This window comes from Acidovorax sp. PRC11 (assembly GCF_031844105.1).
Taxonomy (GTDB): domain Bacteria; phylum Pseudomonadota; class Gammaproteobacteria; order Burkholderiales; family Burkholderiaceae_C; genus Paracidovorax.
The window spans coordinates 72,528-99,074 of the sequence record NZ_JAUZUQ010000011.1 but is presented as its reverse complement, the minus strand read 5'-3'; the positions used below and the strand labels follow the sequence as shown (position 1 = coordinate 99,074).

Genomic DNA, 26,547 nt, shown 5'->3' with positions numbered 1-26,547 from the left:
GCGCCTTCCGCCGCAGCACACTCCAGAGACACCGTTTAAGGATTTCCGCGTGAACGCTATCAACCGCCTGGGCCTGCTCGGCCTTGCCATGGCCCTCTCCGCCTGCTCCGTGCTGGAGAACGACAAGATCGACTACAAGAGCGCCACCAAGGGCCCGACCCTCGAAGTGCCGCCGGACCTGACCCAGCTCTCGCGCGACTCGCGCTACACCATTCCCGGCGGCGTGGTCTCCGCCGCGGCCTTCCAGGCCGGCCAGGCGCAGCGCCAGCCCGGCACCGTCAACGCCGCCTCGCAGTCGCTGGGCGACGTGCGCATCGAGCGCGACGGCAACCAGCGCTGGCTGGTCGTGAAGCGTCCGGCCGATACGCTCTGGGAGCCCGTGCGCGACTTCTGGAACGAGAACGGCTTCGTGCTGCAGATCGACCAGCCCAACCTCGGCATCATGGAAACCGACTGGGCCGAGAACCGCGCCAAGCTGCCGCAGGACATCATCCGCTCCACGCTCGGCAAGGTGTTCGACTCGATCTATTCCACCGGCGAGCGCGACAAGTTCCGCACGCGCCTGGAGCGCGCCTCCGATGGCTCGACCGAGATCTACATCAGCCACCGCGGCATGGTCGAGGTCTACAGCTCCGCCCAGAAGGACAGCACCGTGTGGCAGCCCCGCCCGGTCGATCCGGAGCTGGAAACCGAATTCCTGCGCCGCCTGATGGTCAAGCTCGGCGTGAGCGAGGAGCAGTCCCGCGCCGTGGCCGCCGCGCCCGTGCAGACGCCGCCGACGGCCCGCATCGCCCGTGTGGGCAACGCGCCGGTGGTGCAGCTCGACGAGAACTTCGACCGCGCATGGCGGCGCGTGGGCCTGGCCCTCGACCGCACCGGCTTCACCGTCGAAGACCGCGACCGCGCCCAGGGCGTGTACTTCGTGCGCTACGTGGAGCCCACCGAGAAGAAGGACCCGGGCTTCTTCGCCAAGCTGCTGGGCCGCTCGAACGATGCGGCGCCGCCGGTCAAGTACCGCATCCAGGTGCGCAGCGAAGGCGGCAAGAGCACCGTGGCGGTGCTGAACGCATCGGGCGCGCCCGACGCGTCGGCCAACGCGGACCGCATCGTGCGCGTGCTGTCGGACGACCTGAAGTGAGCGGCACGGCCGCCCGCTGAGGAGCACCCCACCGCGTGCTGCGATTCAAGAGCCTGGGCAGCGGCAGCTCGGGCAACGCCACCATCGTCGAGGGGCGCAGCGGCACGCAGGTGCGGCGCCTGCTCATCGACTGCGGGCTGGGGCCGCGCCAGCTCGCCGCGCGGCTGGGCGAATCCGGCCTCGCGATCGACGACATCGACGCGATCTTCATCACCCACGAGCATTCCGACCACGTGGGCTGCATGCAGAAGATCGCGCTGCGCCACCGCATCCCGGCGTGGATGAGCCACGGCACCTATTCCGCGATCGGCGCTCCCGACCTGGACGGCCTGCTGCACGTCGCCGCCGACGGCCAGGCGATCGACCTCGGCGCCTTCGAGGCACGCGCCTTCACCGTGCCGCACGACGCGCGCGAGCCCCTGCACCTGCGCTGCAGCGACGGGGCCACGCACGTCGGCCTGCTCACCGACCTCGGCCACGCCACCGAGCACGTGCTCTCCCACCTGCGCGGCTGCCATGCGCTGCTGCTGGAGACCAACCACGACCGCGAGATGCTGTCCGTCTCCAGCTACCCCGCGTTCCTCAAGCGGCGCATCGGCGGTGCCTACGGCCACCTGGGCAACCACGTGTCCGCGGAAATCCTGCGGGCGGTGCACCACGGCGGACTGAAGCGCGTGGCCGCCGCCCACCTCAGCCTGCAGAACAACCGTCCCGACCTCGCGCGCGCGGCGCTCGCCCAGGCAATCGGCTGGGCCCCCGAGCAGATCGACGTCGCCGACCCGCGCACCGGCACCGGCTGGATCGCCGCCGACTGACGATCGCGCCGCCGCGCCAGGGCGAAAAAAAGCCCCGACCTCGCGGTACGGGGCTTCGTGCCGGACCTGCCGCCACGGGCTGGTGGCCCCGCGGCAGGAACGACGATCGGCCAGTGGCTTACTTGGCGGCGGAAGCGCCGGCAGCAGCGGCGGCAGCAGCAGCGTCGGCAGCGGCCTTGGCGGCGTCGCTGGCGGCAGCGGATGCATCGGAAGCAGCGGCGGATGCCTCGGCAGCGGCAGCGGGGGCTGCAGCGGAAGCCTCGGGAGCGGGCACCACGGCAGGGGCGGGAGCGGGTGCTTCGACCGGAGCCGGTGCGGGCGCCGGAGCTTCTTCCTTCTTGCCGCAAGCGGCGAGAGCGACGGACGCGACCAGGGCAGCCAGAACGAGAGAGTTCTTCATTTCGGTATTTTCCTTATGGGACAGACGGATCTTGGAAACTTGCCGCCACGCCGCCCTCTTTCAGCGATGCGCTTTGGCCGGGTGCGGTGCACCCCGTGGCGCTCGGCACGTCGCAACAACGTGTCCGGACATCAATCGCAAATTATAGGGAGATTGCGTCAATACCGACTAACACTGATACGCCGTTTTCCAGCGCTTTACCTCACAGTCCCAGCGTGGTGGCCGGAAACGCCGGCGTGCTGCGCCGCAGCAGCCATTCGTCCAGCGCCTCGCGCACCTGCAGCCGCCGCTCCGGCTCGCTGCCGGCCACGCCCGTGCTGCGCTCCGGGTCCAGCCGCTGCAGCACCCAGCGGTCCGACCACAGCACGCCGGGCAGCTCCTGCCGGTCCCTCGCCGGCGCCCGGCGGCACTCGATGATGTGGTCCCAGGTGGCGCGCCAGCGCACGAAGCGGGCATGCCGGCGCACGATCTCGTCATAACCGGCCGCCAGCAGCGTGAGCCGCCGCCCGCGCCCCGCCCAGGCCTGCAGGCACGCCTCGACATCGCGCTCGCCGAGCGGCCAGTCGTGGAAATCGAAATCGCACAGCACGAGTTCCCGCCAGCCTTCGCGGGCGGCACAGGCAAGCGCGGCGCGCACGCCGTCGGCGAACGCCGCGCGGCCCTCGAAACGGCCGGACGGCAGCGGCCCCTCACCGGCCAGGGCCTGCGAAAAATCCATGGAGACCTCCTTTGCTGCTGCGTTGGCGGGCGGTCCCGCGCCGGGGCTAGCGGCCGGTTTCCGCGTGCACCCAGCCGGCTTCGCACCAGGAAGCCAGCAGGTCCAGCGCATCGTCGCTCGCGCGGGCCAGGTCGCGCGCCTCCAGGCCCCGCTGGTCGGCGAGGCGCCGCATGAGCGCCGCATCGCGACCGCCGGCCAGGTAGCTTTCGCCGTTGATGAACACATGGCGCGCGTCGTACATCATGCGCGTGCGGCGGTCCAGGCGCACGCCCTGCTCCAGCCCCTCGGGCTCGCCGGGCTCGAACCAGACGTTCGGCTTGGGCTCGGTCAGGCTCTCGCCCAGCGCGCGTTCCACCGCCAGGGGCTCGGCCAGCGCGCGCGCGAGCGCATCGCGCGCGAACTCGACCAGCGCGGCCGGCACCTCGCCCGGCCGGTCCACCGCGCCCTGCGACGGATCGCGGTAGAGCTGCGGATGCCCCGGTCCGTCCTCGTCCGGGCCGTCGGACAGGCGCGTGAGCAGGTCGTGCGCGAGGCCCGTGCGCGACGGCGAGCGGAAGCCGATCGAATAGGTCATGCACTCGCCTTCCGCGATGCCGTCGTGCGCCCAGCGCGGCGGCAGGTAGAGCATGTCGCCGGGCTCCAGCACGAACTCCTGCTCGGGCTCGAAGTTCTCCAGGATCTTGAGCGGAATGCCGTCCTTGAGCGACAGGTCCTTCTGCCGGCCGATGCGCCAGCGCCGCCGGCCATGGGCCTGCAGCAGGAACACGTCGTAGCTGTCGAAATGCGGCCCGACGCCGCCGCCCTCGGAGGCGTAGCTGATCATCAGGTCGTCGAGGCGGGCCTGCGGGACGAAGCGGAACTGCTGCAGCAGCGCATGCACGGCGTCGTCGTGCAGATCCACGCCCTGCACCAGCAGCGTCCAGTCGGGCGTGGCCAGCGGCGGCAGCGCGCGGCGCGCGAACGGACCGTGCCGCAGGCTCCAGGCGCCCTGCTTCTGCTGCACGAGGCGCGATTCGACGGTTTCCTGCGCCGCCAGCGCGAACAGTTCCTGGCGGCCCACGGGCGGCACGAACGGGGCGATGGCCTGGCGCACCAGCAGCGGCTTCTTCTGCCAGTGGCGGCGCATGAACTGCGCGGGGGTCATTCCGCCCAGCAGGGCGAGGGGGGTGTGGGTATCCATGGGGGAAAAGCGGAGGGCGCACGCCACAGTGGCGCGGCCGGTGGACGAACTGCGACAATTCTCCTATGGAAATCAACCAACAATGCGTGGTCGCTTTGACCTGGATCCTGAAAGACACATTGGGCGAGGAGCTGGACGTGCTCGACGACCCGGTGGAATTCCTCGTCGGCGGCGATGACCTGTTCGCCCGCATCGAAGAGGGGCTGCAGGGCCACACCGCGGGCGACACCGTCGCGCTGCACCTGGAGCCCGAGGAGGCCTTCGGCGACTACCAGGACCAGCTGCTGTTCCTCGAACCCCGCAGCCGCTTCCCGGCCGACCTCGAGGAAGGCATGACCATCGAGGGCAGCGCCCTGCCCGAGGGATCGAACCCGGATGCCCCGCGCGACGTGCTCTACACCGTGGCGCAGATCTATCCCGAACACGTGGTGCTGGACGGCAACCATCCGCTCGCCGGCATCGCGCTGCGCCTGCACCTCACCGTGCAGGGCGTGCGCGAGGCCACGGAAGAGGAGATCGGTCGCGGCACGGCCGGCACGGGCTTCTTCCGCATCCAGCCACCCGACGCGGACGAACCGCTGCTGCACTGAATCCGGACGGAGCGGCGAATGCGGCGTCGCCGGCCGCGCGCCGGAATGCACGGCCATGAAAAGCGAAAAAGGACCCGAGGGTCCTTTTTTTCAAGGGGGCCACGGCATGGCTGCCGGACCCTGTCCCGCAATCACTTACATGCGCGAGATCTGACCGCCATTCAGGCGCACGCGGTCGCCGGGGCGCAGGTCGCCGGGCGAGCCCACGTCGTAGGCGCGCTGGCCGCCCTGGTCGAGCTGGATGGTGATGCGGTAGCCTTCGATGCGGCCGTCGTTGTTGTTGCCGGTGCGGCCCTCGATCTGGTTGCCCACCACGCCGCCGCCGACCGCGCCGAGCACGGTGGCCGCGGCACGGCCGGTGCCCTTGCCCACTTGGTTGCCCAGCACGCCCCCGATCACGGCGCCCGCGACGGTGCCCACGCCCACGCTGCTGCCGCTGCTGCGGCCCTGCAGGGTCTCGATGTTCGTCACCGTGCCGTATTCCATGCCGGCCGGTGCGGGAGCACCCTGGGGGTAGCTGGAGTACGTCGGCTGAGACGCGGGGTACTGCGAGCCGTAGCGGGGCTGCTCGGCGCAGGCGCCAAGGGCGCCAGCGAGGGCGACGGTGGCGATCACTGCGGTGGTGCGGGAAAACTTCTGCATGTTCGACTCCTTGTTGGGTGCTCGAAGGGGGCAAGGTCCTGGCCCCGCCGGTCGATGCATTGAAGCATGGGGCCGGCCGCGGCCTCCGCCGGGAGATGGCAGCGGCCACCGTAGGCACCATCGCCTCGGGCGGATAGGACGATACCTACAGCTTGCCCGTGGAACCGTAACCGTTTCCGCCGCGTTCGCTGGCCGGGAAATCCTCCACCACGTTGAACTGCGCCTGCACCACCGGCACGATCACGAGCTGCGCGAGGCGCTCCATCGGCTGCATCGTGAACGCGACGTCGCTCCGGTTCCAGGCGCTCACCATGAGCTGGCCCTGGTAGTCGCTGTCGATCAGGCCCACGAGGTTGCCCAGCACGATGCCGTGCTTGTGGCCCAGGCCCGACCGGGGCAGGATCAGCGCCGCGTAGCCGGGGTCTTTCAGGTAGATGGCGATGCCGGTCGGCACCAGCTGCCAGGCATTGGGCGCGAGCACCAGGGGCTCGTCCAGGCAGGCGCGCAGGTCGAGGCCGGCACTGCCGGGGGTGGCGTAGGCGGGCAACTGCTGCGCCATCCGCGCGTCGAGGATCTTGACGTCGATTTTCACAAGTGCTTTCAAAGTGGCGCGGGAATGCAACGCTCCGCGCCGGGGGAAGTGATGGGTGGGCAAGCCGGGGCCGCCTGGGCCGCCCGGCCGCCCGCATGAACGGACGGATCGCCCAGCGGCCCGCGCGGGCGGGGCGGCCTCAGCGCGCGGCCAGCCGGCGGGCGATGTCCGCCACGAGCTGCCAGGCCAGCTCGCGCTTGGAGGCGCGCGGCAGCATGCGGTGGCCTTCGGCATCCACGAGCAGCAGGGCATTGTCGTCCTGGCCGAAGGTCTCGGGACCGATGTTGCCGACCAGCAGCGGCACGCCCTTGCGGGCGCGCTTGGCGGTGGCGTGCTCCAGCAGGTTGTCGCTCTCGGCCGCGAAGCCCACGCAGTAGGGCGTGCCGCCCTGCGCGCGGGCCGTGGCGGCGACGGTCGCCAGGATGTCGGGGTTCTCCACGAAGGCGAGCGCCGGCACCTCGCCGGAGCCGTCCTTCTTGATCTTGCGCGCCGAAGCCTCGGCGGGCCGCCAGTCCGCCACCGCGGCCGTGGCCACGAACACGGTGGCCTGCTGCGCGAGCGCGGTGGTGGCGCCCAGCATCTCGCGCGCCGAGCGCACGTCCACCCGGCGCACGCCGCGCGGCGTCGGCTGGTGCACCGGGCCGGCCACCAGATCCACCTCTGCGCCCGCTTCGCGCGCGGCGCGGGCGATGGCGAAGCCCATCTTGCCGCTGGAGAGATTGGTGATGCCCCGCACCGGGTCGATCGCCTCGAAGGTCGGGCCGGCCGTGACCAGCACGCGCTGGCCCGCGAGCAGCTTGGGCGCGAAGAAGGCCGCCAGTTCCTCCAGCAGCTCCGCGGGCTCCAGCATGCGGCCGTCGCCGGTTTCGCCGCAGGCCTGCTCGCCCGTGCCCACGCCCAGCACCACGGCGCCGTCCGCCGCCACCTGGGCGAGGTTGCGCTGCGTGGCGGGATGCGCCCACATCTCGCGGTTCATCGCGGGCGCGAGCAGCAGCGGCACGCGCTGCGCGGGGCGGGCCAGGCACAGCAGGCTGAGCAGCTCGTCGGAGCGCCCCTGTACCAGCCGCGCGATGAAATCCGCGCTGCAGGGGGCGACCAGGATCGCATCGGCCTCGCGCCCCAGGTTGATGTGCGGCATGTTGTTCGGTTCGCGCGCGTCCCACTGCGAGGTGTAGACGGTGCGGCCCGTGAGCGCCTGCATCGTCACGGGCGTGATGAAGCGCTCGGCCGCCTCGGTCATCACCACCTGCACGGTGGCGCCCGCCTTGGCGAGCAGCCGGGCCAGTTCGGCCGATTTGTAGCAGGCGACGCCGCCCGAGAGGCCCAAGAGGATGTGTTTGCCGGCCAGTTCGTTCATGGGCGCGCAATTTAGCAGACGCCCCGCGGCCGCGCGGGGGAAAGGGCCGGGTCCTGCCGGGCATGCCCGGGCCGGCCTCTATAATCCCGATTTCCCACCACCATAAAAGACATGACCAAATTTGTCTTCGTCACCGGCGGTGTGGTGTCTTCCCTGGGCAAGGGAATCGCCTCAGCCTCCCTTGCTGCGATCCTCGAATCGCGCGGCCTCAAAGTCACCCTCATCAAGCTCGACCCGTACATCAACGTGGACCCGGGCACCATGTCCCCGTTCCAGCACGGCGAGGTGTTCGTCACCGACGACGGCGCCGAGACCGACCTCGACCTCGGCCACTATGAGCGTTTCATCGAAACGCGCATGAAGAAGACCAACAACTTCACCACGGGCCGGATCTACCAGTCCGTGCTGGAGAAGGAACGCCGCGGCGACTACCTCGGCAAGACGGTGCAGGTGATCCCGCACGTCACCAACGAGATCCAGGAATACGTCAAGCGCGGCGCCGGCATCGGCACCGACGACGCGGTGGACGTCGCCATCGTCGAGATCGGCGGCACGGTGGGCGACATCGAATCGCTGCCGTTCCTCGAGGCCGTGCGCCAGATGAGCCTGCGCATGGGGCCGAACAACTCCGCGTTCGTGCACCTCACCTACCTGCCCTACATCGCGGCAGCCGGCGAGCTCAAGACCAAGCCCACCCAGCACACGGTGCAGAAGCTGCGCGAGATCGGCATCCAGCCCGACGCCCTGCTCTGCCGCGCCGACCGCCGCATTCCCGAAGAGGAGCGCGGCAAGATCTCGCTGTTCACCAACGTGGCCGAATGGGGCGTGATCAGCATGTGGGACGTGGACACCATCTACAAGGTGCCCCGCATGCTGCACGAGCAGGGCCTGGACGGCCTGATCTGCGACAAGCTGCGCCTGAACACCCCGCCCACCAGCTTGAAGCGCTGGGACCAGCTCGTGTACGAGACCGAGCACCCGCAGGGCGAGGTCACCATCGCCATGGTGGGCAAGTACGTCGATCTCTCCGACAGCTACAAGTCGGTGAACGAGGCGCTGCGCCACGCGGGCATGAAGAACCACGTGCGCGTGAAGATCGAGCACGTCGACTCCGAAACCATCGCCCCGGGCGATGCGGCCGAGAAGCTCGCCAAGTACGACGCCATCCTGGTGCCCGGCGGCTTCGGCGCGCGCGGCGTGGAAGGCAAGATCTGCACGGCGCGCTACGCCCGCGAGCAGCAGGTGCCCTACCTCGGCATCTGCCTCGGCATGCAGGTGGCCACCATCGAATACGCGCGCCACGTGGCGGGCCTCGCGAACGCCAACAGCACCGAGTTCGACGCCGCCACGCCCCACCCCGTGATCGCGCTGATCACCGAGTGGAAGGATTCCGACGGCACCATCCAGACGCGCAGCGAGACCTCCGACCTGGGCGGCACCATGCGCCTGGGCGCGCAGAGCTCCGACGTCGCCGCCGGCACGCTGGCGCACGAGATCTACGGCAACATCGTCACCGAACGCCACCGCCACCGCTACGAGGCGAACGTGAACTACCTCGACCAGCTCCGCCGCGCCGGCCTCGTGATCTCCGCGCTCACGCAGCGCGAACAGCTCACCGAGATCGTAGAGCTGCCGCGCGAGGTGCATCCGTGGTTCATCGGCGTGCAGTTCCACCCGGAGTTCAAATCCACCCCGTGGGACGGCCATCCGCTCTTCAACGCCTTCATCAAGGCGGCGATCGAGCACCAGAAGAGCCGCCAGCCCGCCCTGCCCGCCGCCGCGGCCTCCTGAGCCGCAGGCACCCTCCCACAAGGCCCCTTCCATGAAACTCTGCGGCTTCGACGCCGGCCTCGACCGGCCCTTCTTCCTCATCGCAGGCCCCTGCGTCATCGAGTCCGAACAGCTGCAGATGGACGTGGCCGGCCGCCTGAAGGAGACCACGGCGGCGCTGGGCATCCCGTTCATCTTCAAGAGCAGCTTCGACAAGGCCAACCGGTCCTCGGGCACGAGCTTCCGCGGCCCGGGCCGCGAGAAGGGCCTGGAGATCCTGTCCAAGATCCGCCGCGAACTGGACGTGCCCGTGCTGACCGACGTGCACACCGAGGACGACATCACCGAGGCCGCGAAGGTGGTGGACGTGCTGCAGACGCCCGCGTTCCTCTGCCGCCAGACCGACTTCATCCGCGCCGTGGCGCAGTCGGGCAAGCCGGTGAACATCAAGAAGGGGCAGTTCCTCGCGCCCCACGACATGAAGAACGTCATCGACAAGGCCCGTGCCGCCGCGCGCGAGAAGGGCCTGCCGGAAGACAGCTTCATGGCCTGCGAGCGTGGCGCGAGCTTCGGCTACAACAACCTCGTCTCCGACATGCGGAGCCTCGCCATCATGCGCGAGACGGGCGCGCCCGTGGTGTTCGACGCCACCCACAGCGTGCAGCTGCCCGGCGGCCAGGGCACCAGCAGCGGCGGCCAGCGCGAGATGGTGCCGGTGCTGGCGCGCGCGGCCGTGGCCGTGGGCGTGGCCGGCCTCTTCATGGAAACGCACCCCGACCCCTGCAACGCCCTCTCGGACGGCCCCAACGCGGTGCCGCTCAAGCACATGAAGGCGCTGCTGGAAACCCTCGTCGCCCTGGATTCCGTCACCAAGCGGAACGGCTTTCTCGAAAACGACTTCGGAGCTTGAGACATCCCATGAGCAGCGCCTACATCATCGCGTCCGTCACCGTCACCAACCCCGAGCAGTACGAAGAGTACCGCCGCCTCAGCACCCAGGCCATGCAGGCGCACGGCGCCGAAGTGTGCGTGCGCGGCGGCCGCGTGGAGGTGCTGGAGGGCGACTGGAACCCGGGCCGCACCGTGGTCCTGAAATTCCCCACCATGGAGGCCGCCCGCGCCTTCTACGAATCCGCCGAGTACCAGCAGGCGAAGTCCGCGCGCCTGGGTGCGGCGGTCATGCGCATGGTGTGCGTCGAAGGGATCTGACGTCTTCGCCGGCCCGGAGCGGCCCACGCCCTCACGGCCTCCCCCTTTCCGCAGCCGCATGCCCGGCGCGCCCGTGTCAGGCGCCCGCGGCGCGCCTGCCCCACCCCTCATCAAACTCCTCAAAGGAAACCCATGAGTGCCATCGTTGATATCGTCGGCCGCGAAGTGCTGGACAGCCGCGGCAACCCCACCGTCGAGTGCGACGTGCTGCTGGAATCGGGCGTGATGGGCCGCGCGGCCGTGCCCTCCGGCGCCTCCACCGGCAGCCGCGAAGCCATCGAGCTGCGCGACGGCGACAAGGGCCGCTACCTCGGCAAGGGCGTGCTCAAGGCCGTCGAGCACATCAACACCGAGATCTCCGAGGCCGTGCTGGGCCTGGACGCCTCCGAGCAGGCCTTCCTGGACAAGACCCTGATCGACCTGGACGGCACCGACAACAAGAGCCGCCTGGGCGCCAACGCCATGCTGGCCGTCTCCATGGCCGTGGCCCGCGCCGCCGCCGAGGAATCCGGCCTGCCGCTGTACCGCTACCTGGGCGGCATGGGCGGCCTGCAGCTGCCCGTGCCGATGATGAACGTCATCAACGGCGGCGCGCACGCCAACAACAGCCTGGACCTGCAGGAGTTCATGATCGTTCCCGTGGGCGCGCCGAGCTTCCGCGAGGCCGTGCGCTGGGGCGCCGAGGTGTTCCACGCCCTGAAGAAGATCATCAACGACAAGGGCATGAGCACCGCCGTGGGCGACGAAGGCGGCTTCGCGCCCAGCGTCGAGAACCACGAAGCGGCCATCCAGCTGATCCTGCAGGCGATCGACCAGGCGGGCTACACGGCCGGCGAGCAGATCGCCCTGGCCCTGGACTGCGCGGCCAGCGAGTTCTTCAAGGACGGCAAGTACGTGCTCGAAGGCGAAGGCGGCCTGCAGCTGACGGCCCAGCAATGGACCGACATGCTGGCCACCTGGGTGGACAAGTACCCGATCATCTCCATCGAGGACGGCATGGCCGAAGGCGACTGGGACGGCTGGAAGCACCTGACGGAACGCCTCGGCGAGAAGGTGCAGCTGGTGGGCGACGACCTGTTCGTCACCAACACCAAGATCCTGAAGGAAGGCATCGACAAGCGCATCGGCAACTCGATCCTCATCAAGATCAACCAGATCGGCACGCTGACCGAAACCTTCGCCGCCATCGAGATGGCCAAGCGCGCGGGCTACACGGCCGTGATCTCGCACCGCTCGGGCGAGACGGAAGACTCCACCATCGCCGACATCGCCGTGGGCACCAACGCCGGCCAGATCAAGACGGGCTCGCTGTCGCGCTCGGACCGCATCGCCAAGTACAACCAGTTGCTGCGCATCGAGGAAGACCTGGGCGACATCGCGCACTACCCCGGCCGCGAGGCGTTCTACAACCTGCGCTGACGCCGGGCGGATTCCGGGGCCTGCGGCCCCGGACCGCGCTTGGCGCTCCCCATGCCGGCCCGCGCCGGCACGCGGAGCGCGGCGCGATGGCCGCCGCCACCCCACCTTCCGATCCACGTTCCCGCGGCGCCTGCGCACCATGAATCCCCGTATCGTTCCCCTGGTGCTGCTGCTCCTGCTCGTGGCCGTGCAGGCACAGCTCTGGACGGGCCGCGGCAGCGTCGTCCACGTCCAGGAGATGAAGGAGAAGATCGCCGCGCAGAAGCAGGCCAACGACCGCGCCCGGCAGGAGAACGAGCGCCTGGCCTCGGAGGTGAGCGATCTGCGCGACGGCCTCGACATGGTCGAGGAAAAGGCCCGCAGCGAGCTGGGCATGGTCAAGCCCAACGAGGTCTACGTGCACGTGACCCCGCGCTGACAAGCGGCGGCCGGTCCCTGCTGCGCCCTGCGCCCTGCACCGCGCGCACCCATGCCCTCTTCCACCCCCTTGTCGACCGCTCTCCGGCCCGCTTGCCGCGCGACCGTGCGCACGGCCGTGCTGGGTGCGCCGGGCGCGGGTGCCGATGCGCTGGTCGCCGCGCTGCACGCCGCGGCCCCCACAGGCGGCCCGGCACGCGGCTGGACCTGCATGCCGGTGCATCTGGAGGCAGACACCGCACACCCCGCGCGGGCCCTGCAGGCCCTGCGCGCGAGCGGCTGCACGCAGGCCTGGCTGATGGGGCTGGATGGCCTGCCGGCCCCCGGCGGGGATGGCGGCGATGCCGCGGTCCTCGAGCGGCAGGACGCCATGTTGCGCGACCTGCTGCACACGCTCGGCTGGACCTACGTGGTGTTCTACGGCCCGCCCGCCGCGCGCCTGCGGCAGGCGCTGGCCCTGCTGCAGCCGGCCGGCGCGCCCATGGCCGCACCGACGGCCTCTCCCGCGGCACGCCCGCGGCCCGCGAACCAGCGGGAACCCGCCTGGGGGTGCGAGAAATGCAGCGATCCGGACTGCGAGCGCCGGCTGTTCCAGCGCCTGCTCACGCAGGACGCGGAGCGGGCCTGAGCTCTCTCGGAGCGGCTCACACGACCCAGCGAAGCGGTTCTGGCTGGGCGCCGCATCGCAGGCAGTACGAGTAGTACGACAAGATGCGGCAACAACGCCGGAAGGGTCGTGTCAGCCGCTATTACTGCACGGCCTTCGTTCCGGGCGGCAGCTCGGTTGCGTTCGTGAAGATCTGGGCGGCATCCACCGCGTCGAACCGGTACTGCTGCCCGCAGAATTCGCAGCCCACCTCGATCTCCGGGCGCTCGGCCAGGATGCTCTCGGCCTCTTCCGCGCCCAGGCTGCGCAGCATGGCGCTCACGCGGTCGCGGCTGCAGGTGCAGGCGAAGCGCGGGCCGTCCACGCCCTCCTTGGGCACGAAGCGCAGCAGCTTCTCTTCCCAGAAGAGGCGGTGCAGCACGGTGTCCACGTCCAGCGACAGCAGCTCCTCGCGCGTGAGGCTCGCCGCCAGCGTGGCGATGCGGTTGTAGTCCTCGTTGCGGCCGATCTGGTCCTCGTTCTCGCTGTGGCTCAGCTCGGCGCCGGCGAGGTTGCCCTCGCCCTTGATCGGCATGCGCTGGATGAGCAGGCCCGCGGCCACCTTGTCGTCAGCGGCGAGCACGAGCGTGGTGTCGAGCTGCTCCGACTGCAGCATGTAGTGCTGCAGCACCTCGCTGAGCTTTTCCAGCTTCTCGTGCCGGTCGCCGTGCAGCGGCACCACGCCCTGGTAGGGCTGCTGGCCCGGCAGCCGGTCCTTCGGATCGAGCGTGATCGCGCAGCGCCCGCCGCCGCCGGCGTTCACCATCTCGGACAGGCGCGCGCCCACGGGCACCTCGCCCTGGATGGAGGCCGTCGCGCGCAGTCCCAGGTCGGACTGCACCTCGGCCACCGCCAGCTTGACCGGCCCGTCGCCGAAGACCTGCAGCACCAGCGCGCCGTTGAACTTGATGTTCGACTGCATGAGCACGCCGGCCGCGGCCATTTCGCCCAGCAGTTCGCGCACTTCGGGCGGGTAAGCGCCGGTGGCGGAGTTGCCGGCGCGGCGCGCGAGGATTTCGGTCCACGCGTCCGTGAGCCGGACGATCATGCCGCGCACGGGCAGGCCATCGAAGAGGAACTTGTGGAGTTCTGACACCCTGGAATCTTTCTGCATCTGCAATCAAATGGGCCGCGGCCGCGCGGATTCAACCGATGCGGTGCAGGCCCGCCCGGAAACGCCGGGCATTGGCCACATAGGTCTGCGCGCTCTTGCGCAGGCCCTCGATCTGTTCCGGCGTGAGCTGCCGCACCGCCTTGGCCGGACTGCCGAGGATCATCGAGCCGTCCGGGAACTCCTTGCCTTCCGTCACCAGCGCGCCCGCGCCCACGAGGCAGTGGCGGCCGATCCGCGCGCCGTTCAGCACCACGGCACCGATGCCGATCAGCGACTCGTCGCCCACGGTGCAGCCGTGCAGCACGACCTTGTGGCCGACCGTCACGCGCTCGCCGACCGTGAGCGGCTGCCCGAGGTCGGAATGCAGCACGCTGCCGTCCTGCACGTTGCTGCCGGCGCCGATGGAGAGCGTCTCGTTGTCGCCGCGCAGCACCGCGCCGAACCAGATGCTGGCGTCCTCGCCGAGCACCACGTTGCCCATCACCTCGGCGCTGTCCGCCACCCAGGCCGATTCGGCCACGCGGGGGGTGGTGCCGTCGAGTTCATAAAGCGCCATCGTCTGTCTCCTGTGGGTGGTTCTCAGCGCCGCATTGTCCCCAACTGGGGGCGGAAATCTAGAATTGTAGGTATGGAGCTTCGCCACCGCGCACTGCAGGTCCTGTGCCTGACCGATCCCGAACACAAGGCGGCCGAGGCGCTCGCGCTGCACGCCGCGGCCGCGTCGTGCGCGGTGGAGCCGGATGCCGCGCTGCCACCCGCCCCGGAAGGCCTGCCCGGCCGCCCGGACCGGCCGGAACTGCTGCACCACACGGCCGTCGCGCGGCGCTCGCCCGCCACGCCGCTCGGCCGCGCGGTACTGCTGCACGCCATCGCCCACATCGAGTTCAACGCCATCAACCTGGCGCTCGACGCCGTCTGGCGCTTCCCCGGCATGCCCGCGCAGTATTACCGCGACTGGCTGCGCGTGGCCGCCGAGGAAGCCTCGCATTTCCGCATGCTGCGCGACCACCTGCGGGACATGGGCCACGACTACGGCGACTTTCCCGCCCACCAGGGCCTGTGGACGATGTGCGAGAAGACCGCCCACGACATCGTGGGCCGCATGGCCCTCGTGCCGCGCACGCTGGAGGCGCGCGGCCTGGACGCGACGCCGCTCATCCAGCGCAAGCTCACGCAGGTGGGCACGCCGGACGCGCTGGCGGCCGTGGCGATCCTCGACGTGATCCTGCGCGAGGAAGTCGGCCACGTGGCCATCGGCAACCACTGGTACCGCTGGCTGTGCAAACGCGAAGGCCACGACCCCGAAAGCCACTACGGCGAACTCGTGCGGCGCTACGAGGCTCCGCGCCTCAAGCCGCCGTTCAACACGGCGGCGCGCCTCGCCGCGGGCTTCAGCGAAACCGAACTGCTCTGGCTGCAAAGCGAATGACAAGTCGCGGTCGGGGGCATGGGGAATTTTCTACAATCCCCCTGCTCTCCCCGCATGCCGCGGGGCGGCATCCGTCCACGTGTCCGGCATGCACCCCACCCCACCTACCACCCTTCCCCCAGCGGGCCCGGCCGGCACGCCCCCCGGTGCCATGATCGCCCGGCAGGCGATCGTCAACGCGCAGCACTCGGTGATCGGCTACGAGCTGTTCAACCGCTCGCGCGCGGGCGTCGCCCACACCGCGGCCACGGACGTGTTCCTGGTCTTCACGGCGCTCTCGCACGCGGGCACCGAGGAGCTCGTGGGCAAGAAGCTCATCTTCGTCAACTGCACGCACGAGAGCCTCGCCGGCGGCCACCTGGAACTGGTCGATCCCGACAAGGTGGTGCTGGAGATCCCCCCGCTCGGCCATGCGGCCGCGGCCGAGGTGGGCACGCGGCTGCCGATCCTGCAGGCGCTGCGCGAGCGCGGCTTCCACCTGGCGTTCAACCACACGGTGCTGGAATCCGCCTATGCCCCGTGGCTGCCGCTGGCCGACTACATCAAGCTCGATCTCTCGCTGCTGGCGCCGGACCAGCTCGCCGTGCTCGTCAAGTACGCGGGGCGCCATTCGCGGGCGGAACTCATCGCCGAGAAGGTGGAAAGCGCGCAGCAGTACGACATGGCCTCGCGCATGGGCGTGCAGCTCTTCCAGGGTTTCTGGTTCTCGCGGCCCTCGGTCGTCGAGGCGAAGCTGCTGACGCCTTCGCAGGCCAACATCCTGAACCTCATCAACCTGGTGCGGCAGCAGGCCAGCACCGACGAGATCGAGGAAGTGCTCAAGAAGGACGCCGGGCTGGCGTTCAACCTGATGCGCCTCATCAACTCGTCCGGCTTCGGCCTGGCGCGCGAGATCACCTCGTTCCGCCAGGCCGTCATGCTGATGGGCCTGAAGCGGCTGTTCCGCTGGGCGGCCCTGCTGCTCACCGCCTCGCGCATCGGCGGCATCCCGGCCTCGGTCGGCCACACGGCCGTGGTCCGGGGGCGGCTCATGGAGCTGGTCGCCCTGGAAACGCTGTCGCAGGAAGACGCCGACCAGGCCTTCGTCGTGGGCATCTTCTCGATGCTGGACGTGATGCTGAGCATGCCGATGGAGTCCGCCATCGGGCTGCTGCACGTGCCCGAGCCGGTGGCCGCCGCGCTGCTGCGCCGCGAGGGCGTGCTGGGCGAGCTGCTGCGCCTGGCGGAGGCCTGCGAGTCCAGCGACGACGCGATGTTCGACCAGGCCGCGACCACGCTGCACCTGACCAGCCAGCAGATCAACTGGGCCCACCTGCAGGCGCTCGCCTGGGCCGACCAGATGGCGGACTGACACGGCCGGGCAGGCGGGCGCGAACGGTCGCGCAGGACGCCGTCCGACAGGGAACGCGGGGCCGCGGGAAGCGCACCGCAGGGCCCGCTTGGTGGTAAGGTGGGAGGCTGCAAGGGCCCAGAGCCTGTCATCCCCTCTCATCCAGCCCATGTCGAGCAGCAACGAAAACGCACCGGCCTTCGAACCCACCCAGCCCCAGGACGGCCCCCCGCCGGACGACGGCAGCCTGGCGATCGCCCGGCAGCCGATCGTGGACGAGCACCGCGCCGTCTACGGCTACGAACTCTTCGACCGCTCCACCGCTTCCGACGCGCACACCGCCGCCAGCGACGCGGCCCTGCTCTTCAACGCCCTGTCCTATGCCGGCACCGAGGCACTGGTCGGCAAGAAGACGGTCTTCATCAACTGCACCCACGAAAGCCTCGCGGGCGGCCACCTGGAACTCATCCATCCCGAGAAGGTGGTGCTGGAAGTGCCCACCCTCGCCGACAACGCCAGCGTGGAAGAGGTCGAGGGCCGCCTTTCCACCCTCGAAGGCCTCAAGGCCCGGGGGTTCCGCCTCGCGTTCAGCCAGAACGTGCTGCGCCGCAACTACGGCAGCTGGCTGCGCATGGCCTCGTTCGTGAAGCTCGACATGCAGGCGTTCCGGCCGGAGCTCGCCGAGCCGCTGGTGAAGTTCGCGCGTGCCAACAGCCAGGCCGTGCTGGTGGCCGAGAAGGTGGAAACCGCCGAGCAGCACGAGCGCATGGCCGCGCTGGGCGTGAAGCTCTTCCAGGGTTTCTGGTTCGCCAAGCCCGCCCTGGTGAAGGCGCAGACCATCCGGCCTTCGCAGGCGACGATCATCCAGCTCATCAACCTCGTGCGGAAACAGGCCAGCACCGCCGAGATCGAGGAGCTGCTCAAGAAGGACCCGACGCTGTCCTTCAACCTGCTGCGCTTCATCAACTCGTCCGGTTTCGGGCTGTCGTGCGAGATCACCTCGTTCCGCCACGCCGTCATGATCCTCGGCCTCAAGAAGCTCTTCCGCTGGGCCGCGCTGCTCATGACCACCTCGCGCGCGGGCGGCTCGCCCCCGGCGGTCGGGCAGACGGCGGTGGTGCGCGGGCGGCTCATGGAGCTGCTCGCCGCCGAACTGCTGCCGCCCGAGGAGTGCGACAACGCCTTCGTGGTGGGCGTGTTCTCCCTGCTCGACACCATGCTCGGCGTACCGCTGGACAAGGCCCTCGAATCGGTGGCCCTGCCCCAGCCGGTGGTGGACGCGCTGCTGCACAACACGGGCGTGTTCGCACCGTTCCTCGAACTCACCAAGGCCTGCGAGAGCGGCGACGAAGTGGCGTTCGCCCAATCGGCGGAAGCCCTGCACCTCTCGAACCGGCAGGTCAACTGGGCACACCTCCAGGCGCTGACCTGGGCCGAGAGCCTGAACGACTGAGGCGCGCGGCCCCGGGGCCGCGTGCGGCCGGACGCCCTGCCCGGCGACCGGCCTCCCCGTGGTGCGTCAGTCCAGGCGGATGTTCGCCGCCCGGATGATGTTCGCGTTGGCCTGCGATTCCTGCGCGATCTCCCGCGCGAAATCGGCGGCGGCACCACCCGTCGGCACATTGCCCGTGGTGAGCAGCCGGTTGCGCAGATCCGGCGCTGCCAGCGCCTTGTTGACTTCTGCGTTCAGCCGCTCCAGCAGAGACGCGGGCAACCGCCCCGGCGCGAAGAGGCCGAACTGCGAACTCAGGTTGGCGGCCGGCAGGCCCAGTTCGGCCAGCGTGGGGGTTGCCGGCATGCCGTCCACGCGCTGCGGCGCCCCCACGGCCAGGGGGCGCAGCTTGCCCGCCTGGATCTGCTGCGCGACGGCAGGGCCCGCGTTCGTGGACAGCACCTCGAACTGGCCGCTGAGCGCATCGGTGAGCTGCTGGCCGCCGCCCTTGTAGGGCACGTGCGTGATCTTCGCCTGCGTGCCCAGCATGATCTGCTCCAGCATGATGTGGCCGAGCGACGCCAGCCCCGAGGTGGCCCAGCGGATGTCGCCGGGCCGGGCCTTGGCCTGCGCGACCAGTGCGGGGAAATCCCGCGCGGTGCAGGCCGGCGTGGCCAGCAGCAGCACCGGGGACACCATCACGCTGGCGACCGGCGCGATGTCGCGCACCGGGTCGTACGGCAGCCGGCCCAGATGCGGGCTCAGCACCAGCGGGCTCACCGACGAGAAGCCGAGCGTGTAGCCGTCCGCCGGCGCCTTGGCGACCATGTCCATGGCGATGGCGCCGCCCGCGCCGGCCTTGTTCTCCACGATCACGGGCGAACCCAGCTGCGTGGAGAGGCGGTCGGCGAGCGCGCGGGCGACGACGTCGCTCACGCCGCCCGCCGGATAGGCGACCACGATGCGCAGGGGCCGCGAGCCGGGCCAGGCCGCGACTGCGCCCTGCGCGAAGGCGCGTGCGGGAAGGCCGGCCGCCGCAGCCAGCGCGGCGGAGGCACCAAAAGAGAGCGCACGTCGGCGCGAAAGCGAATCGATCATCACGGATACCGTCTCGGAAACAGGGGGCACACAAAGGAAAGCGCGATTGTGCGCGTGCCCGCGGAGCCCCGCGCGGCGCACCCCGCACATTCCACGTCCGGGCTCAGCCGCGTGGGTGGTGCTGGGCGTGCAGCGCCTTCAGCCGCTCGCGCGCCACATGGGTGTAGATGGTGGTGGTGGAAATGTCCGCATGCCCGAGCAGCAGCTGCACCACGCGCAGGTCGGCGCCGTGGTTCAGCAGATGCGTGGCGAAGGCATGCCGCAGCGTGTGCGGCGACAGTGCCACCGCGATGCCGGCCGCCCGGGCATGTTTTTTCACGACCACCCAGAACATGGCCCGCGTCATGCCGGCGCCGCGCGCCGTCACGAACAGATCGTCGGTCTGCTGCCCGGCCAGGATGCCGGCACGGGCTTCGGACAGATACCGCGCGAGCCATTCCGCGGCCACCTCGCCGAACGGAACGAGGCGTTCCTTGCCGCCCTTGCCCATCACGCGCAGCACGCCTTCGGCCGCGCCGACGTGGTAGGTCTTGAGCGTGACCAGTTCGGTCACGCGCAGGCCGCTGGCATACATGAGCTCCAGCATCGCGCGGTCCCGCAGGCCGAGGGGCGTGGTGGTGTCGGGGCCGTGCAGCAGGGCCTCCACCTGCGCGGCCGAGAGCGTCTTGGGCACGCGCAGCGGCTGGCGGGCCGCCTGCAGGCGCACGGTGGGATCGGCGGCGATGCGCTGCTCGCGCAGGGCCCACTGGAAATAGCGGCGCAGCACGGTCAGCCGCCGGTTCGCCGAGGTGGCGCGCGTCGCCGCATGGCGCGCCGCGAAATAGGCCTGCAGATGGCCTTCGGCCGTGGCGTCCAGCGCGCCGGCGGTCTCCGGCACCGCCTCCAGCAGCCACCGCGCATAGAGCGTGAGGTCACGGCGATAGGCGGCCAGGGTATTGCGCGAGAGGCCGTCCTCGAGCCAGAGGGCGTCGATGAACGCGTCGATGGCAGTCTGGCTGCCGGGCGAAAGGGTCATCGCATCACGTTAGCACGCCGCCGCCGCGGCAAGCCCGGCCGGGACGCACCAGCCCCCCCGCCAGCCCGGGCACCGGCGGAAGGCTCAGTCCAGCGTGAGCTTCTGCTTCTGCACCACGCTCTTGTAGACCTCGAACTCGGCCTTGATCTGCTCGGAGAACTGCTCGGGCGTATTGCCCACGATGAGCGAGCCGGTGTCTTCGATGCGCTTGCGCACGGCCGGATCCTCCAGCGCCTTGCGCACGCCCGCGTTGACCTTGTCCACCACCTCCTTGGGCAGGCCCTTGGGGCCGAGGATGCCGTAGTAGGCCATGCGGTTCACGGGCTCCAGGCCGATCTCCTTGAAGGTGGGCACGTTCGGCAGTGCCGCGACCCGCTGCGGCGCGGCCACCACGATCGGCACCAGGCGGTTGTCCTTGATGAAGGGCAGCGCCGACGGCAGGTTGTCGAAGATCATCGGCACCTGCCCCGCGACGGTGTCGTTGAGCGCGGGCCCCGCGCCCCGGTAGGGAATGTGCGTGACGAACGCCTGCGTCAGGCTCTTGTAGAGCTCCATCTGCAGATGCCCGATGCCGCCCGTGCCCGAGGTCGAGTACGAGTACTTGCCCGGCGACTTCTTGATTTCGGCGAAGAAGCTCTTGTAGTCCTTCGCCGGGAAGGCCGGGTTCACCGCGATGATGTTGGGCGTCGCGGCGATGTTGATGATCGGCGTGAAATCCGTCAGCGGGTTGTACGGGGTGCGCGGATTGATGGCCGGGTTGGCCGCCGTGGTGGACACGGTGGCGATCCCCAGCGAGTAACCGTCCGGCGCGGCCTTGGCGGTTTCCGACGCGCCGACGATGCCGCCGCCCCCGGACTTGTTCTCCACCACCACCGGCTGGCCGAGTGCGCGCGACAGCGGATCGGCGATCACGCGCGCGATGATGTCCGTCGTGCCCCCGGGCGCGAACGGCACCACCAGGCGGATGGGCTTGGCCGGATAGGCCTGGGCCCACGCGCCCCCTGCGGCGGCCAGAAGGGCGAATCCGAACCAGTGGCGGCGGTGCATAAGTCGTCTCCTTGTCACTGCGTGCAAACGATGTACGGCATCCTAAGCGCGGATGCACCGACATCGTTGCGCGCAGCCCCCAGCCTGGATCGGGAGTTACCCGCATCCATGTGACCGTTGCCGCACCGGCGATGACAAAAATTGGTTACAGAGGGGCCATGGCATCCCACAACAGTTTCGACCCCAGCAGGACCGAGAACACGAGGAACATCGATTTCATGACGGCGGGCGACAGCGTCTTCACGGTCCAGGTGCCCATCGCCCCGCCCAAGGCACAGCCCAGCAGCAACGGTACGCCCAGCTGGAAATCGATGGTTCCCTTGCTCGCGAACGTGGCCACGGAGGACCCCACCACCAGCAGGTTGATGCGTGTCATCACCGAGGCGCTCTGCACGAAGCTGAGCCCGAAGAACCGCATGAGCGCGAAGATGAGGAAGGTGCCGAACCCGGCGCCGAAGAACCCGGAATAGACGCACAGGCCGAACACCACGGCGACGCCCAGCGGCGGGATGCGCCGGCCCTCGCCCGCCGGCCGCACGGGCACGGCGGACAGGTCGGTGCGGTAGGTGATCCACAGCACGGCGGCCATGAGGACGACGACCAGGATCTTCAGGAAGCGCTCGTCCAGCCCGGTGGTCAGCAGCGAGCCGGCCACGGAGCCGAGCACGCACAGCGGCCACAGCAGCCAGGGAACCTCCACCGCCGTATCGCGGTTGCCTCCGTGCATCAGCGCCCCGGTGGCGAACGAGCCGATCAGCGCGAACTTGATGGTGGCGATCGCGGTGGCAGCCGGCTGGCCGAGCAGCAGCAGCAGCGGCACCCCGAGCGTGACGCCGCCGCCCACCGTGACGGCGACGATGCCGACGATTCCTCCCACGCCCGCGAGGGCGGCACCCCAGAGCATCACCATGCGAGCGAAGCCTCCGGGGTGGCTGCGGGAGCGATGTCCAGGCACAGCCGGTCGCCCACCCAGGCGGCCGCCGTGGACCGGCGGAACCGGCCGAGGTAGCGCTGCAGCACCGCCATGCGGACAGGGACACCGGCGGCGGCCTGGCGGAAGTAGTGGTTGAACGGCGTGCCGTCCATGTCCTCCGGCAGCTCCTCGCCGCGCGGCAGGCAGTGCAGCACCGCGATGTCCTTCCCGCAGGCCCGCATGAGGCGCGAGTCCACGCGGCAGCGGCGCAGCTGCGCCTGATAGGCAGCGGCATCCTGGAATTGCTCGCGCTGCACGCGCACGACGTACAGCACGTCGACGAGGCCCAGCATGTCGGCGACGCAGGCGTGCTCCTGCACGCCGGTGCCCGCGATCTGGGCCAGGCACGGCCGCGGACCGCTCCCGTGGCAGGCATCCGACACGGCGTCCACCACGTGGATGCACACGTCCCGGAAGGCGCGCAGCCCTGCCAGCAGCGACTTGGCGGCGCGCGAATACCGCAATCCGCCGACGATGCCCACGCGCAGCCCGTCGAGCGTGCCGAAATGCCGCCGCATGGTGAAGAGGTCGATGAGCGTCTGGGTGGGATGGCGGCACTGGCCCTCGCCCGCGCTGACCAGGGGCACGTCGAGCACGCCGGACAGGCGCTCGAACGTGCCGTCCGACGCATGGCGTGCCACGACGAGGTCCGCGTAGTAGCCGGCCATGCGGAGCGTGTCGGCCACGCTCTCGCCCAGGCCCATGCGGGTGCTCTGCGTGTCGCCCATGCAGAGCACCTTGGCGCCCAGCCGGTGCGCGGCGGCTTCGAAGCTCAGACGGGTGCGGGTGCTGGGCTCGAAGAATGCGGTGCAGACCAGCGTGCCGGCGAGGCTGTAGGCGAACTCGCCGGGATGGCAGCGGATGTCGTCCGCCACCGCCAGCAGGCCTTCGATGTCGGAGCGCGACCAGTCTGCGATGGAGACCAGGTTCTGGATCCCCGCGCGCGGTGCGGAATGGCGCGGGAGCCCGTCAAGGGGCAGGGAGCGGGAGCATGTCGACACTGGAAACAAAGTAGTTGTGCGGATGAGCTGACTTTCTGCTTCAATCTTCATCCGGGGGCTTCCATAAGAGAAGTTTTTCTTACTTATACGAAACATAAAAAATATTTTGGAAACAACGATCGATCTGGAGCAGCTCCGCACCTTCGCCCTGGTGCTCGAGCTGGGGAGTTTTTCGGCGGCGGCGGAACGCCTGGGTCTCACCCAGCCCGCCGTCAGTGTGCAAGTCAAGAAGCTGGAGCGCGCCCTCTCCGTGCGGCTGGTGGAGCGGGTGGGCCGCCGCGTCAGCGCCACGCCGGCGGGCTGCGACCTGATGGCGCACGTGCCGCACGTGTCGGCGGCCGTGGCGAACGCCGTGAGCGCGGCGACCTTCCACGCGGCCGGGGTGTCGGGCACGGTGCGGCTGGGCACCGGCCTCACGCCCTGCCTGTATTTCCTGCCTGCGGTGCTGCGCGATCTGCGCAAGCGCTATCCGTCGCTGCAGATCGTCGTGAGCACGGGCAATACGGAGGACTACGTGCGGCAGGTCGAGGGCAACGTCGTGGACGTGGCGCTGGTCACGCTGCCCGTGACATCCCGGGCCATCGCCTCGACGCCGGTGCTGGACGACGACTTCGTCGCCATCTGCCGGCGCGGCACCTGCGAATGGCCCGACGCCGTGACCGCGCAGATGCTGAACGAGCAGCCGCTGGTGAAGCTCGGCACCAGCACCACCACGCGCATGCTGGTGGACGAGTGGCTGCGCCGCGGCCGCGGCCCGCTGCCCCCGCCGGCGATGGAGTTCGACAGTGTCGAGGCCATCAAGGCGATGGTGGCCGCGGGCCTCGGCTGCGCCGTGCTGCCGCGCATGGCGGTGACCGGCGCGGGCCGGCACAAGGACCTCGACATGCGGCCGCTCCAGCCCCGCCTGCGGCGCACGCTGGCGTTCGTGCTGCGGCAGGACAAGCCCGTGAACCGGGGGCTGCAGAAGGTGCTCGAGGCGATCGCCGACGGCGCGCGGGCGTTCAAGTCCAGGGACTGAGAGCGCGGCGGCGTTTTCCACGCGGCGGCGTCTCCCGGGGCGCCCCAGGGGTATCCTGCGCGCGGTGAACTACGCGCAGCTTCTCTTCCCCGATTTCTCGCTCATCCTCTTCGGGTACCTCGTGTGCCGGTACACGGCGCTCAACCGCACGGTGTGGCAGCCGGTCGAAAGCCTCGTGTACTACCTGCTGTTCCCGGTGCTGCTGTTCCAGTCGATCGTGCGCAGCCCGATCCGCGTGGGCGAGGCGTCGGGCCTGATCGGCGCGGGCGTGCTCACGGGTCTGTGCGGCATCGGGCTGGCCTACCTGCTGCCGCGCCTGCCCGGACTGGCGGGCCGCATCGACACGCGCGACCACGCCGCCAGTGCGCAGGTCGCCTTCCGCTTCAACTCCTTCATCGGCCTGGCGCTGGCCGAGCGGCTGGCGGGGGCGCAGGGGCTGCAGATGATCGCGGTGCTGATCGGCGTGTGCGTGCCGCTCTTCAACATCGCCGCGGTGTGGCCGATGGCGCGCGCGGGGCAGCACGGGTTCCTGAAGGAGCTGGCGCGCAATCCGCTGATCGTGGCGACGGCCACGGGCCTCGCGGCCAACCTGCTGGGGTTCCGCATTCCCGGGTGGATGGAGCCGTCGGTGGCCCGGGTCGGCGCGGCGTCGATCGCGCTGGGACTGATGTCGGCGGGCGCGGGCATGCAGCTCGGGCTGCTCACGCGCAGTGCGCTGCTGTCGGTGTCGGTGCTGTCCATCCGGCACCTCGTGCAGCCGCTGGTGGCCTGCGTGCTGGCGCGCTGGTTCCGCCTGGATGCCGTGCAGACCACGGTGCTGATGGCGTTCTCCGCGCTGCCCACCGCCTCCACCTGCTACGTGCTGGCAGCGCGCATGGGCTACAACGGGCCCTACGTGGCCGGGCTGGTGACGCTGTCGACGGTGCTGGGCGTGCTGAGCCTGCCGCTGGCGCTGGGCTGGCTCGCCCCCTGACCCCCGTCCCCAGGGCAGGCGCTCCCGTTGCGGCCTCAGGGCTGCGTGGCGGCCGCTGGAGCGGTGCCCACGCCCTCTTCCTGCGCGAGTGCCCACGCCACGTGCTCGCGCACCAGCGCGCTCGGGTCGCCGGCCCGCGCGACGAGGGCCGCGCGCAGGGCCGGATCGCGCGTGGCGCGCAACGCATTGCCGAGCGCGACGGCCACGTTGCGCAACCAGCGTTCATGGCCGATGCGGCGGATCGGGCCGCCCTCGGTGCAGCGCAGGAAGGTGGCCTCGTCCCACGCGAACCACTCGGCCAGCGGCCTGCCGGCCAGCGCCGGGCGCTCGTCGAAATCGGGCACGGCGGCGGGCCGCGCGAACTTGTTCCAGGGGCAGGCGAGCTGGCAATCGTCGCAGCCGTACACGCGGTTGCCCATCAGCGGGCGCATCGCCTCGGGGATGGCCCCCGCATGTTCGATGGTGAGGTAGGAGATGCAGCGCCGCGCATCCACCCGGTGGGGCGCGACGATGGCCTGCGTCGGGCAGACGTCGATGCAGGCGCGGCACGCGCCGCAGTGCGCGCTGACGGGCTCGCTGGGCGGCAGGGCCAGGTCCACGAAGATCTCGCCCAGGAAGAACATCGAGCCGGCCTCGCGGTGCAGCACCAGCGTGTGCTTGCCGCGCCAGCCCTGGCCGCTGCGGCGCGCGAGTTCGGCCTCCAGTACCGGCGCCGAATCGGTGAACACGCGGTGGCCGAACGGCCCCACGGCCTCCGCGATGCGATCCGCCAGCTTCTGCAGCCGCGCGCGCAGCACCTTGTGGTAGTCGCGCCCCCGGGCATAGACGGAGACGATGCCCTCCGCCGGGCGACCCAGCCGCGCCAGTTCGGCCGCCTGCCAGCCGCCACGGCCGGTGCGGGTGACGGCACGAGAATCCGCATCCGCATCCGCATCCGCATCCGCATCCGTATCCGTATCGATTCCGTCATCCGCGCCCGTGCCACGCTCCAGCGTGCGCCGAGGCAGGTAGTCCATGCGCGCGGTGATCACGCTCACCGTGCCCGGCACCAGCTCGGCAGGGCGCGCACGCTTCAGGCCATGGGCCTGCATGTAGTGCATGTCGCCATGGAACCCTTCCGCCAGCCACTGCACCAACCCCGGCTCCGCGGAGGACAAATCCACGCCGGCGACGCCGATTTGGGAAAATCCCAGTTCGCGGGCCCAGCCTTGCATTTGAGGAACG

General features: G+C 70.1%; 28 protein-coding genes. 14 read left to right on the top strand and 14 right to left on the bottom strand.

Annotated elements, in window-relative coordinates; all coding sequences use genetic code 11:
• Positions 1–49 precede the first annotated feature (49 nt).
• Together bamC and Q9R47_RS14295 are read left to right on the top strand one after the other, a co-directional pair.
• Positions 50–1,138, top strand: coding sequence for an outer membrane protein assembly factor BamC (gene bamC / locus Q9R47_RS14300; protein WP_311233862.1), 1,089 nt, complete (start codon positions 50–52; stop codon positions 1,136–1,138).
• A 35-nt stretch (positions 1,139–1,173) separates the two neighbouring features.
• A complete protein-coding gene (locus Q9R47_RS14295; RefSeq protein WP_311233861.1) occupies positions 1,174–1,953 on the top strand; it encodes an MBL fold metallo-hydrolase in 780 nt (259 codons plus the stop codon).
• A gap of 118 nt (positions 1,954–2,071) precedes the next feature.
• Here the strand turns inward: Q9R47_RS14295 and Q9R47_RS14290 are convergent, their stop codons facing one another.
• The 3 genes from Q9R47_RS14290 to Q9R47_RS14280 all read right to left on the bottom strand — a co-directional run bounded on the left by Q9R47_RS14290 (position 2,072) and on the right by Q9R47_RS14280 (position 4,251).
• Positions 2,072–2,353: a hypothetical protein gene (locus tag Q9R47_RS14290; RefSeq protein ID WP_311233860.1), complete on the bottom strand. Its 282-nt coding sequence runs from the start codon at positions 2,351–2,353 to the stop codon at positions 2,072–2,074.
• Positions 2,354–2,555: 202 nt separating this feature from the next.
• Positions 2,556–3,071, bottom strand: coding sequence for a hypothetical protein (locus tag Q9R47_RS14285; protein WP_311233859.1), 516 nt, complete (start codon positions 3,069–3,071; stop codon positions 2,556–2,558).
• 46 nt (positions 3,072–3,117) lie between these two features.
• Complete coding sequence (locus Q9R47_RS14280; RefSeq protein ID WP_311233858.1) at positions 3,118–4,251, bottom strand: cupin domain-containing protein; 1,134 nt, start codon at positions 4,249–4,251, stop codon at positions 3,118–3,120.
• Between the two features lie 65 nt (positions 4,252–4,316).
• Between Q9R47_RS14280 and Q9R47_RS14275 the strand changes: the two genes are divergently transcribed.
• Positions 4,317–4,841 carry a peptidylprolyl isomerase gene (locus Q9R47_RS14275; protein WP_311233857.1) on the top strand — a complete coding sequence of 175 codons (525 nt, stop codon included), beginning with the start codon at positions 4,317–4,319 and terminating at the stop codon, positions 4,839–4,841.
• Positions 4,842–4,976: 135 nt separating this feature from the next.
• Here the strand turns inward: Q9R47_RS14275 and Q9R47_RS14270 are convergent, their stop codons facing one another.
• The 3 genes from Q9R47_RS14270 to coaBC all read right to left on the bottom strand — a co-directional run bounded on the left by Q9R47_RS14270 (position 4,977) and on the right by coaBC (position 7,432).
• The gene (locus Q9R47_RS14270) at positions 4,977–5,483 is read right to left on the bottom strand and encodes a glycine zipper 2TM domain-containing protein (protein ID WP_311233856.1); all 507 of its coding nucleotides are present in this window, start codon (positions 5,481–5,483) and stop codon (positions 4,977–4,979) included.
• 145 nt (positions 5,484–5,628) lie between these two features.
• Positions 5,629–6,075 (bottom strand): dUTP diphosphatase, encoded by a 447-nt coding sequence (gene dut / locus Q9R47_RS14265; protein ID WP_311233855.1) that lies wholly within the window; start codon positions 6,073–6,075, stop codon positions 5,629–5,631.
• Between the two features lie 139 nt (positions 6,076–6,214).
• The gene (gene coaBC / locus Q9R47_RS14260) at positions 6,215–7,432 is read right to left on the bottom strand and encodes a bifunctional phosphopantothenoylcysteine decarboxylase/phosphopantothenate--cysteine ligase CoaBC (RefSeq protein ID WP_311233854.1); all 1,218 of its coding nucleotides are present in this window, start codon (positions 7,430–7,432) and stop codon (positions 6,215–6,217) included.
• Between the two features lie 111 nt (positions 7,433–7,543).
• On the opposite strand from coaBC, the gene Q9R47_RS14255 reads away from it, so the two are divergent.
• The 6 genes from Q9R47_RS14255 to Q9R47_RS14230 all read left to right on the top strand — a co-directional run bounded on the left by Q9R47_RS14255 (position 7,544) and on the right by Q9R47_RS14230 (position 12,875).
• Complete coding sequence (locus tag Q9R47_RS14255; RefSeq protein ID WP_311233853.1) at positions 7,544–9,223, top strand: CTP synthase; 1,680 nt, start codon at positions 7,544–7,546, stop codon at positions 9,221–9,223.
• A 31-nt stretch (positions 9,224–9,254) separates the two neighbouring features.
• Entirely contained in the window at positions 9,255–10,112 is an 858-nt protein-coding gene (gene kdsA, locus Q9R47_RS14250) for a 3-deoxy-8-phosphooctulonate synthase (protein WP_311233852.1), read from the top strand.
• An 8-nt stretch (positions 10,113–10,120) separates the two neighbouring features.
• Positions 10,121–10,411 carry a DUF1330 domain-containing protein gene (locus tag Q9R47_RS14245; protein ID WP_311233851.1) on the top strand — a complete coding sequence of 97 codons (291 nt, stop codon included), beginning with the start codon at positions 10,121–10,123 and terminating at the stop codon, positions 10,409–10,411.
• Positions 10,412–10,543: 132 nt separating this feature from the next.
• Positions 10,544–11,830 (top strand): phosphopyruvate hydratase, encoded by a 1,287-nt coding sequence (eno, locus tag Q9R47_RS14240; RefSeq protein WP_311233850.1) that lies wholly within the window; start codon positions 10,544–10,546, stop codon positions 11,828–11,830.
• Between the two features lie 139 nt (positions 11,831–11,969).
• Positions 11,970–12,248, top strand: coding sequence for a septum formation initiator family protein (locus Q9R47_RS14235; RefSeq protein WP_311233849.1), 279 nt, complete (start codon positions 11,970–11,972; stop codon positions 12,246–12,248).
• A gap of 69 nt (positions 12,249–12,317) precedes the next feature.
• On the top strand, positions 12,318–12,875 hold the full coding sequence (locus Q9R47_RS14230; RefSeq protein WP_311233848.1) for a hypothetical protein: 558 nt from the start codon (positions 12,318–12,320) through the stop codon (positions 12,873–12,875).
• Positions 12,876–12,996: 121 nt separating this feature from the next.
• On the opposite strand, the gene Q9R47_RS14225 is transcribed toward Q9R47_RS14230, so the two are convergent.
• Both Q9R47_RS14225 and Q9R47_RS14220 read right to left on the bottom strand, forming a co-directional pair.
• Positions 12,997–14,007 (bottom strand): Hsp33 family molecular chaperone HslO, encoded by a 1,011-nt coding sequence (locus Q9R47_RS14225; protein ID WP_311233847.1) that lies wholly within the window; start codon positions 14,005–14,007, stop codon positions 12,997–12,999.
• Between the two features lie 31 nt (positions 14,008–14,038).
• On the bottom strand, positions 14,039–14,563 hold the full coding sequence (locus tag Q9R47_RS14220; RefSeq protein WP_311233846.1) for a gamma carbonic anhydrase family protein: 525 nt from the start codon (positions 14,561–14,563) through the stop codon (positions 14,039–14,041).
• Between the two features lie 72 nt (positions 14,564–14,635).
• On the opposite strand from Q9R47_RS14220, the gene Q9R47_RS14215 reads away from it, so the two are divergent.
• The 3 genes from Q9R47_RS14215 (at position 14,636) to Q9R47_RS14205 (ending at position 18,219) form a co-directional block, all read left to right on the top strand.
• Entirely contained in the window at positions 14,636–15,436 is an 801-nt protein-coding gene (locus Q9R47_RS14215; protein ID WP_311233845.1) for a ferritin-like domain-containing protein, read from the top strand.
• A gap of 88 nt (positions 15,437–15,524) precedes the next feature.
• The gene (locus tag Q9R47_RS14210; RefSeq protein ID WP_311233844.1) at positions 15,525–16,787 is read left to right on the top strand and encodes an HDOD domain-containing protein; all 1,263 of its coding nucleotides are present in this window, start codon (positions 15,525–15,527) and stop codon (positions 16,785–16,787) included.
• Positions 16,788–16,935: 148 nt separating this feature from the next.
• Positions 16,936–18,219 (top strand): HDOD domain-containing protein, encoded by a 1,284-nt coding sequence (locus Q9R47_RS14205; protein ID WP_311233843.1) that lies wholly within the window; start codon positions 16,936–16,938, stop codon positions 18,217–18,219.
• A gap of 66 nt (positions 18,220–18,285) precedes the next feature.
• Here Q9R47_RS14205 and Q9R47_RS14200 read toward each other — a convergent pair whose 3' ends face one another.
• The 5 genes from Q9R47_RS14200 to pyrB form a co-directional block, all read right to left on the bottom strand.
• Complete coding sequence (locus Q9R47_RS14200; RefSeq protein ID WP_311233926.1) at positions 18,286–19,296, bottom strand: tripartite tricarboxylate transporter substrate binding protein; 1,011 nt, start codon at positions 19,294–19,296, stop codon at positions 18,286–18,288.
• A 103-nt stretch (positions 19,297–19,399) separates the two neighbouring features.
• Positions 19,400–20,311: a site-specific tyrosine recombinase XerD gene (xerD, locus tag Q9R47_RS14195; RefSeq protein WP_311233842.1), complete on the bottom strand. Its 912-nt coding sequence runs from the start codon at positions 20,309–20,311 to the stop codon at positions 19,400–19,402.
• Positions 20,312–20,395: 84 nt separating this feature from the next.
• Positions 20,396–21,358, bottom strand: coding sequence for a tripartite tricarboxylate transporter substrate binding protein BugE (locus Q9R47_RS14190; RefSeq protein WP_311233841.1), 963 nt, complete (start codon positions 21,356–21,358; stop codon positions 20,396–20,398).
• Positions 21,359–21,503: 145 nt separating this feature from the next.
• Positions 21,504–22,268 (bottom strand): sulfite exporter TauE/SafE family protein, encoded by a 765-nt coding sequence (locus Q9R47_RS14185; RefSeq protein ID WP_311233840.1) that lies wholly within the window; start codon positions 22,266–22,268, stop codon positions 21,504–21,506.
• Positions 22,262–23,332 (bottom strand): aspartate carbamoyltransferase, encoded by a 1,071-nt coding sequence (gene pyrB / locus Q9R47_RS14180; protein WP_311233839.1) that lies wholly within the window; start codon positions 23,330–23,332, stop codon positions 22,262–22,264. The genes Q9R47_RS14185 and pyrB overlap by 7 nt, the downstream gene beginning before the upstream one ends.
• A 106-nt stretch (positions 23,333–23,438) precedes the next feature.
• Between pyrB and Q9R47_RS14175 the strand changes: the two genes are divergently transcribed.
• The gene (locus tag Q9R47_RS14175; protein ID WP_311233838.1) at positions 23,439–24,350 is read left to right on the top strand and encodes a LysR family transcriptional regulator; all 912 of its coding nucleotides are present in this window, start codon (positions 23,439–23,441) and stop codon (positions 24,348–24,350) included.
• Between the two features lie 64 nt (positions 24,351–24,414).
• Complete coding sequence (locus Q9R47_RS14170) at positions 24,415–25,323, top strand: AEC family transporter (RefSeq protein WP_311233837.1); 909 nt, start codon at positions 24,415–24,417, stop codon at positions 25,321–25,323.
• Between the two features lie 35 nt (positions 25,324–25,358).
• Here the strand turns inward: Q9R47_RS14170 and queG are convergent, their stop codons facing one another.
• A complete protein-coding gene (gene queG, locus Q9R47_RS14165) occupies positions 25,359–26,537 on the bottom strand; it encodes a tRNA epoxyqueuosine(34) reductase QueG (protein WP_311233836.1) in 1,179 nt (392 codons plus the stop codon).
• Between the last annotated feature and the right edge of the window lie 10 nt (positions 26,538–26,547).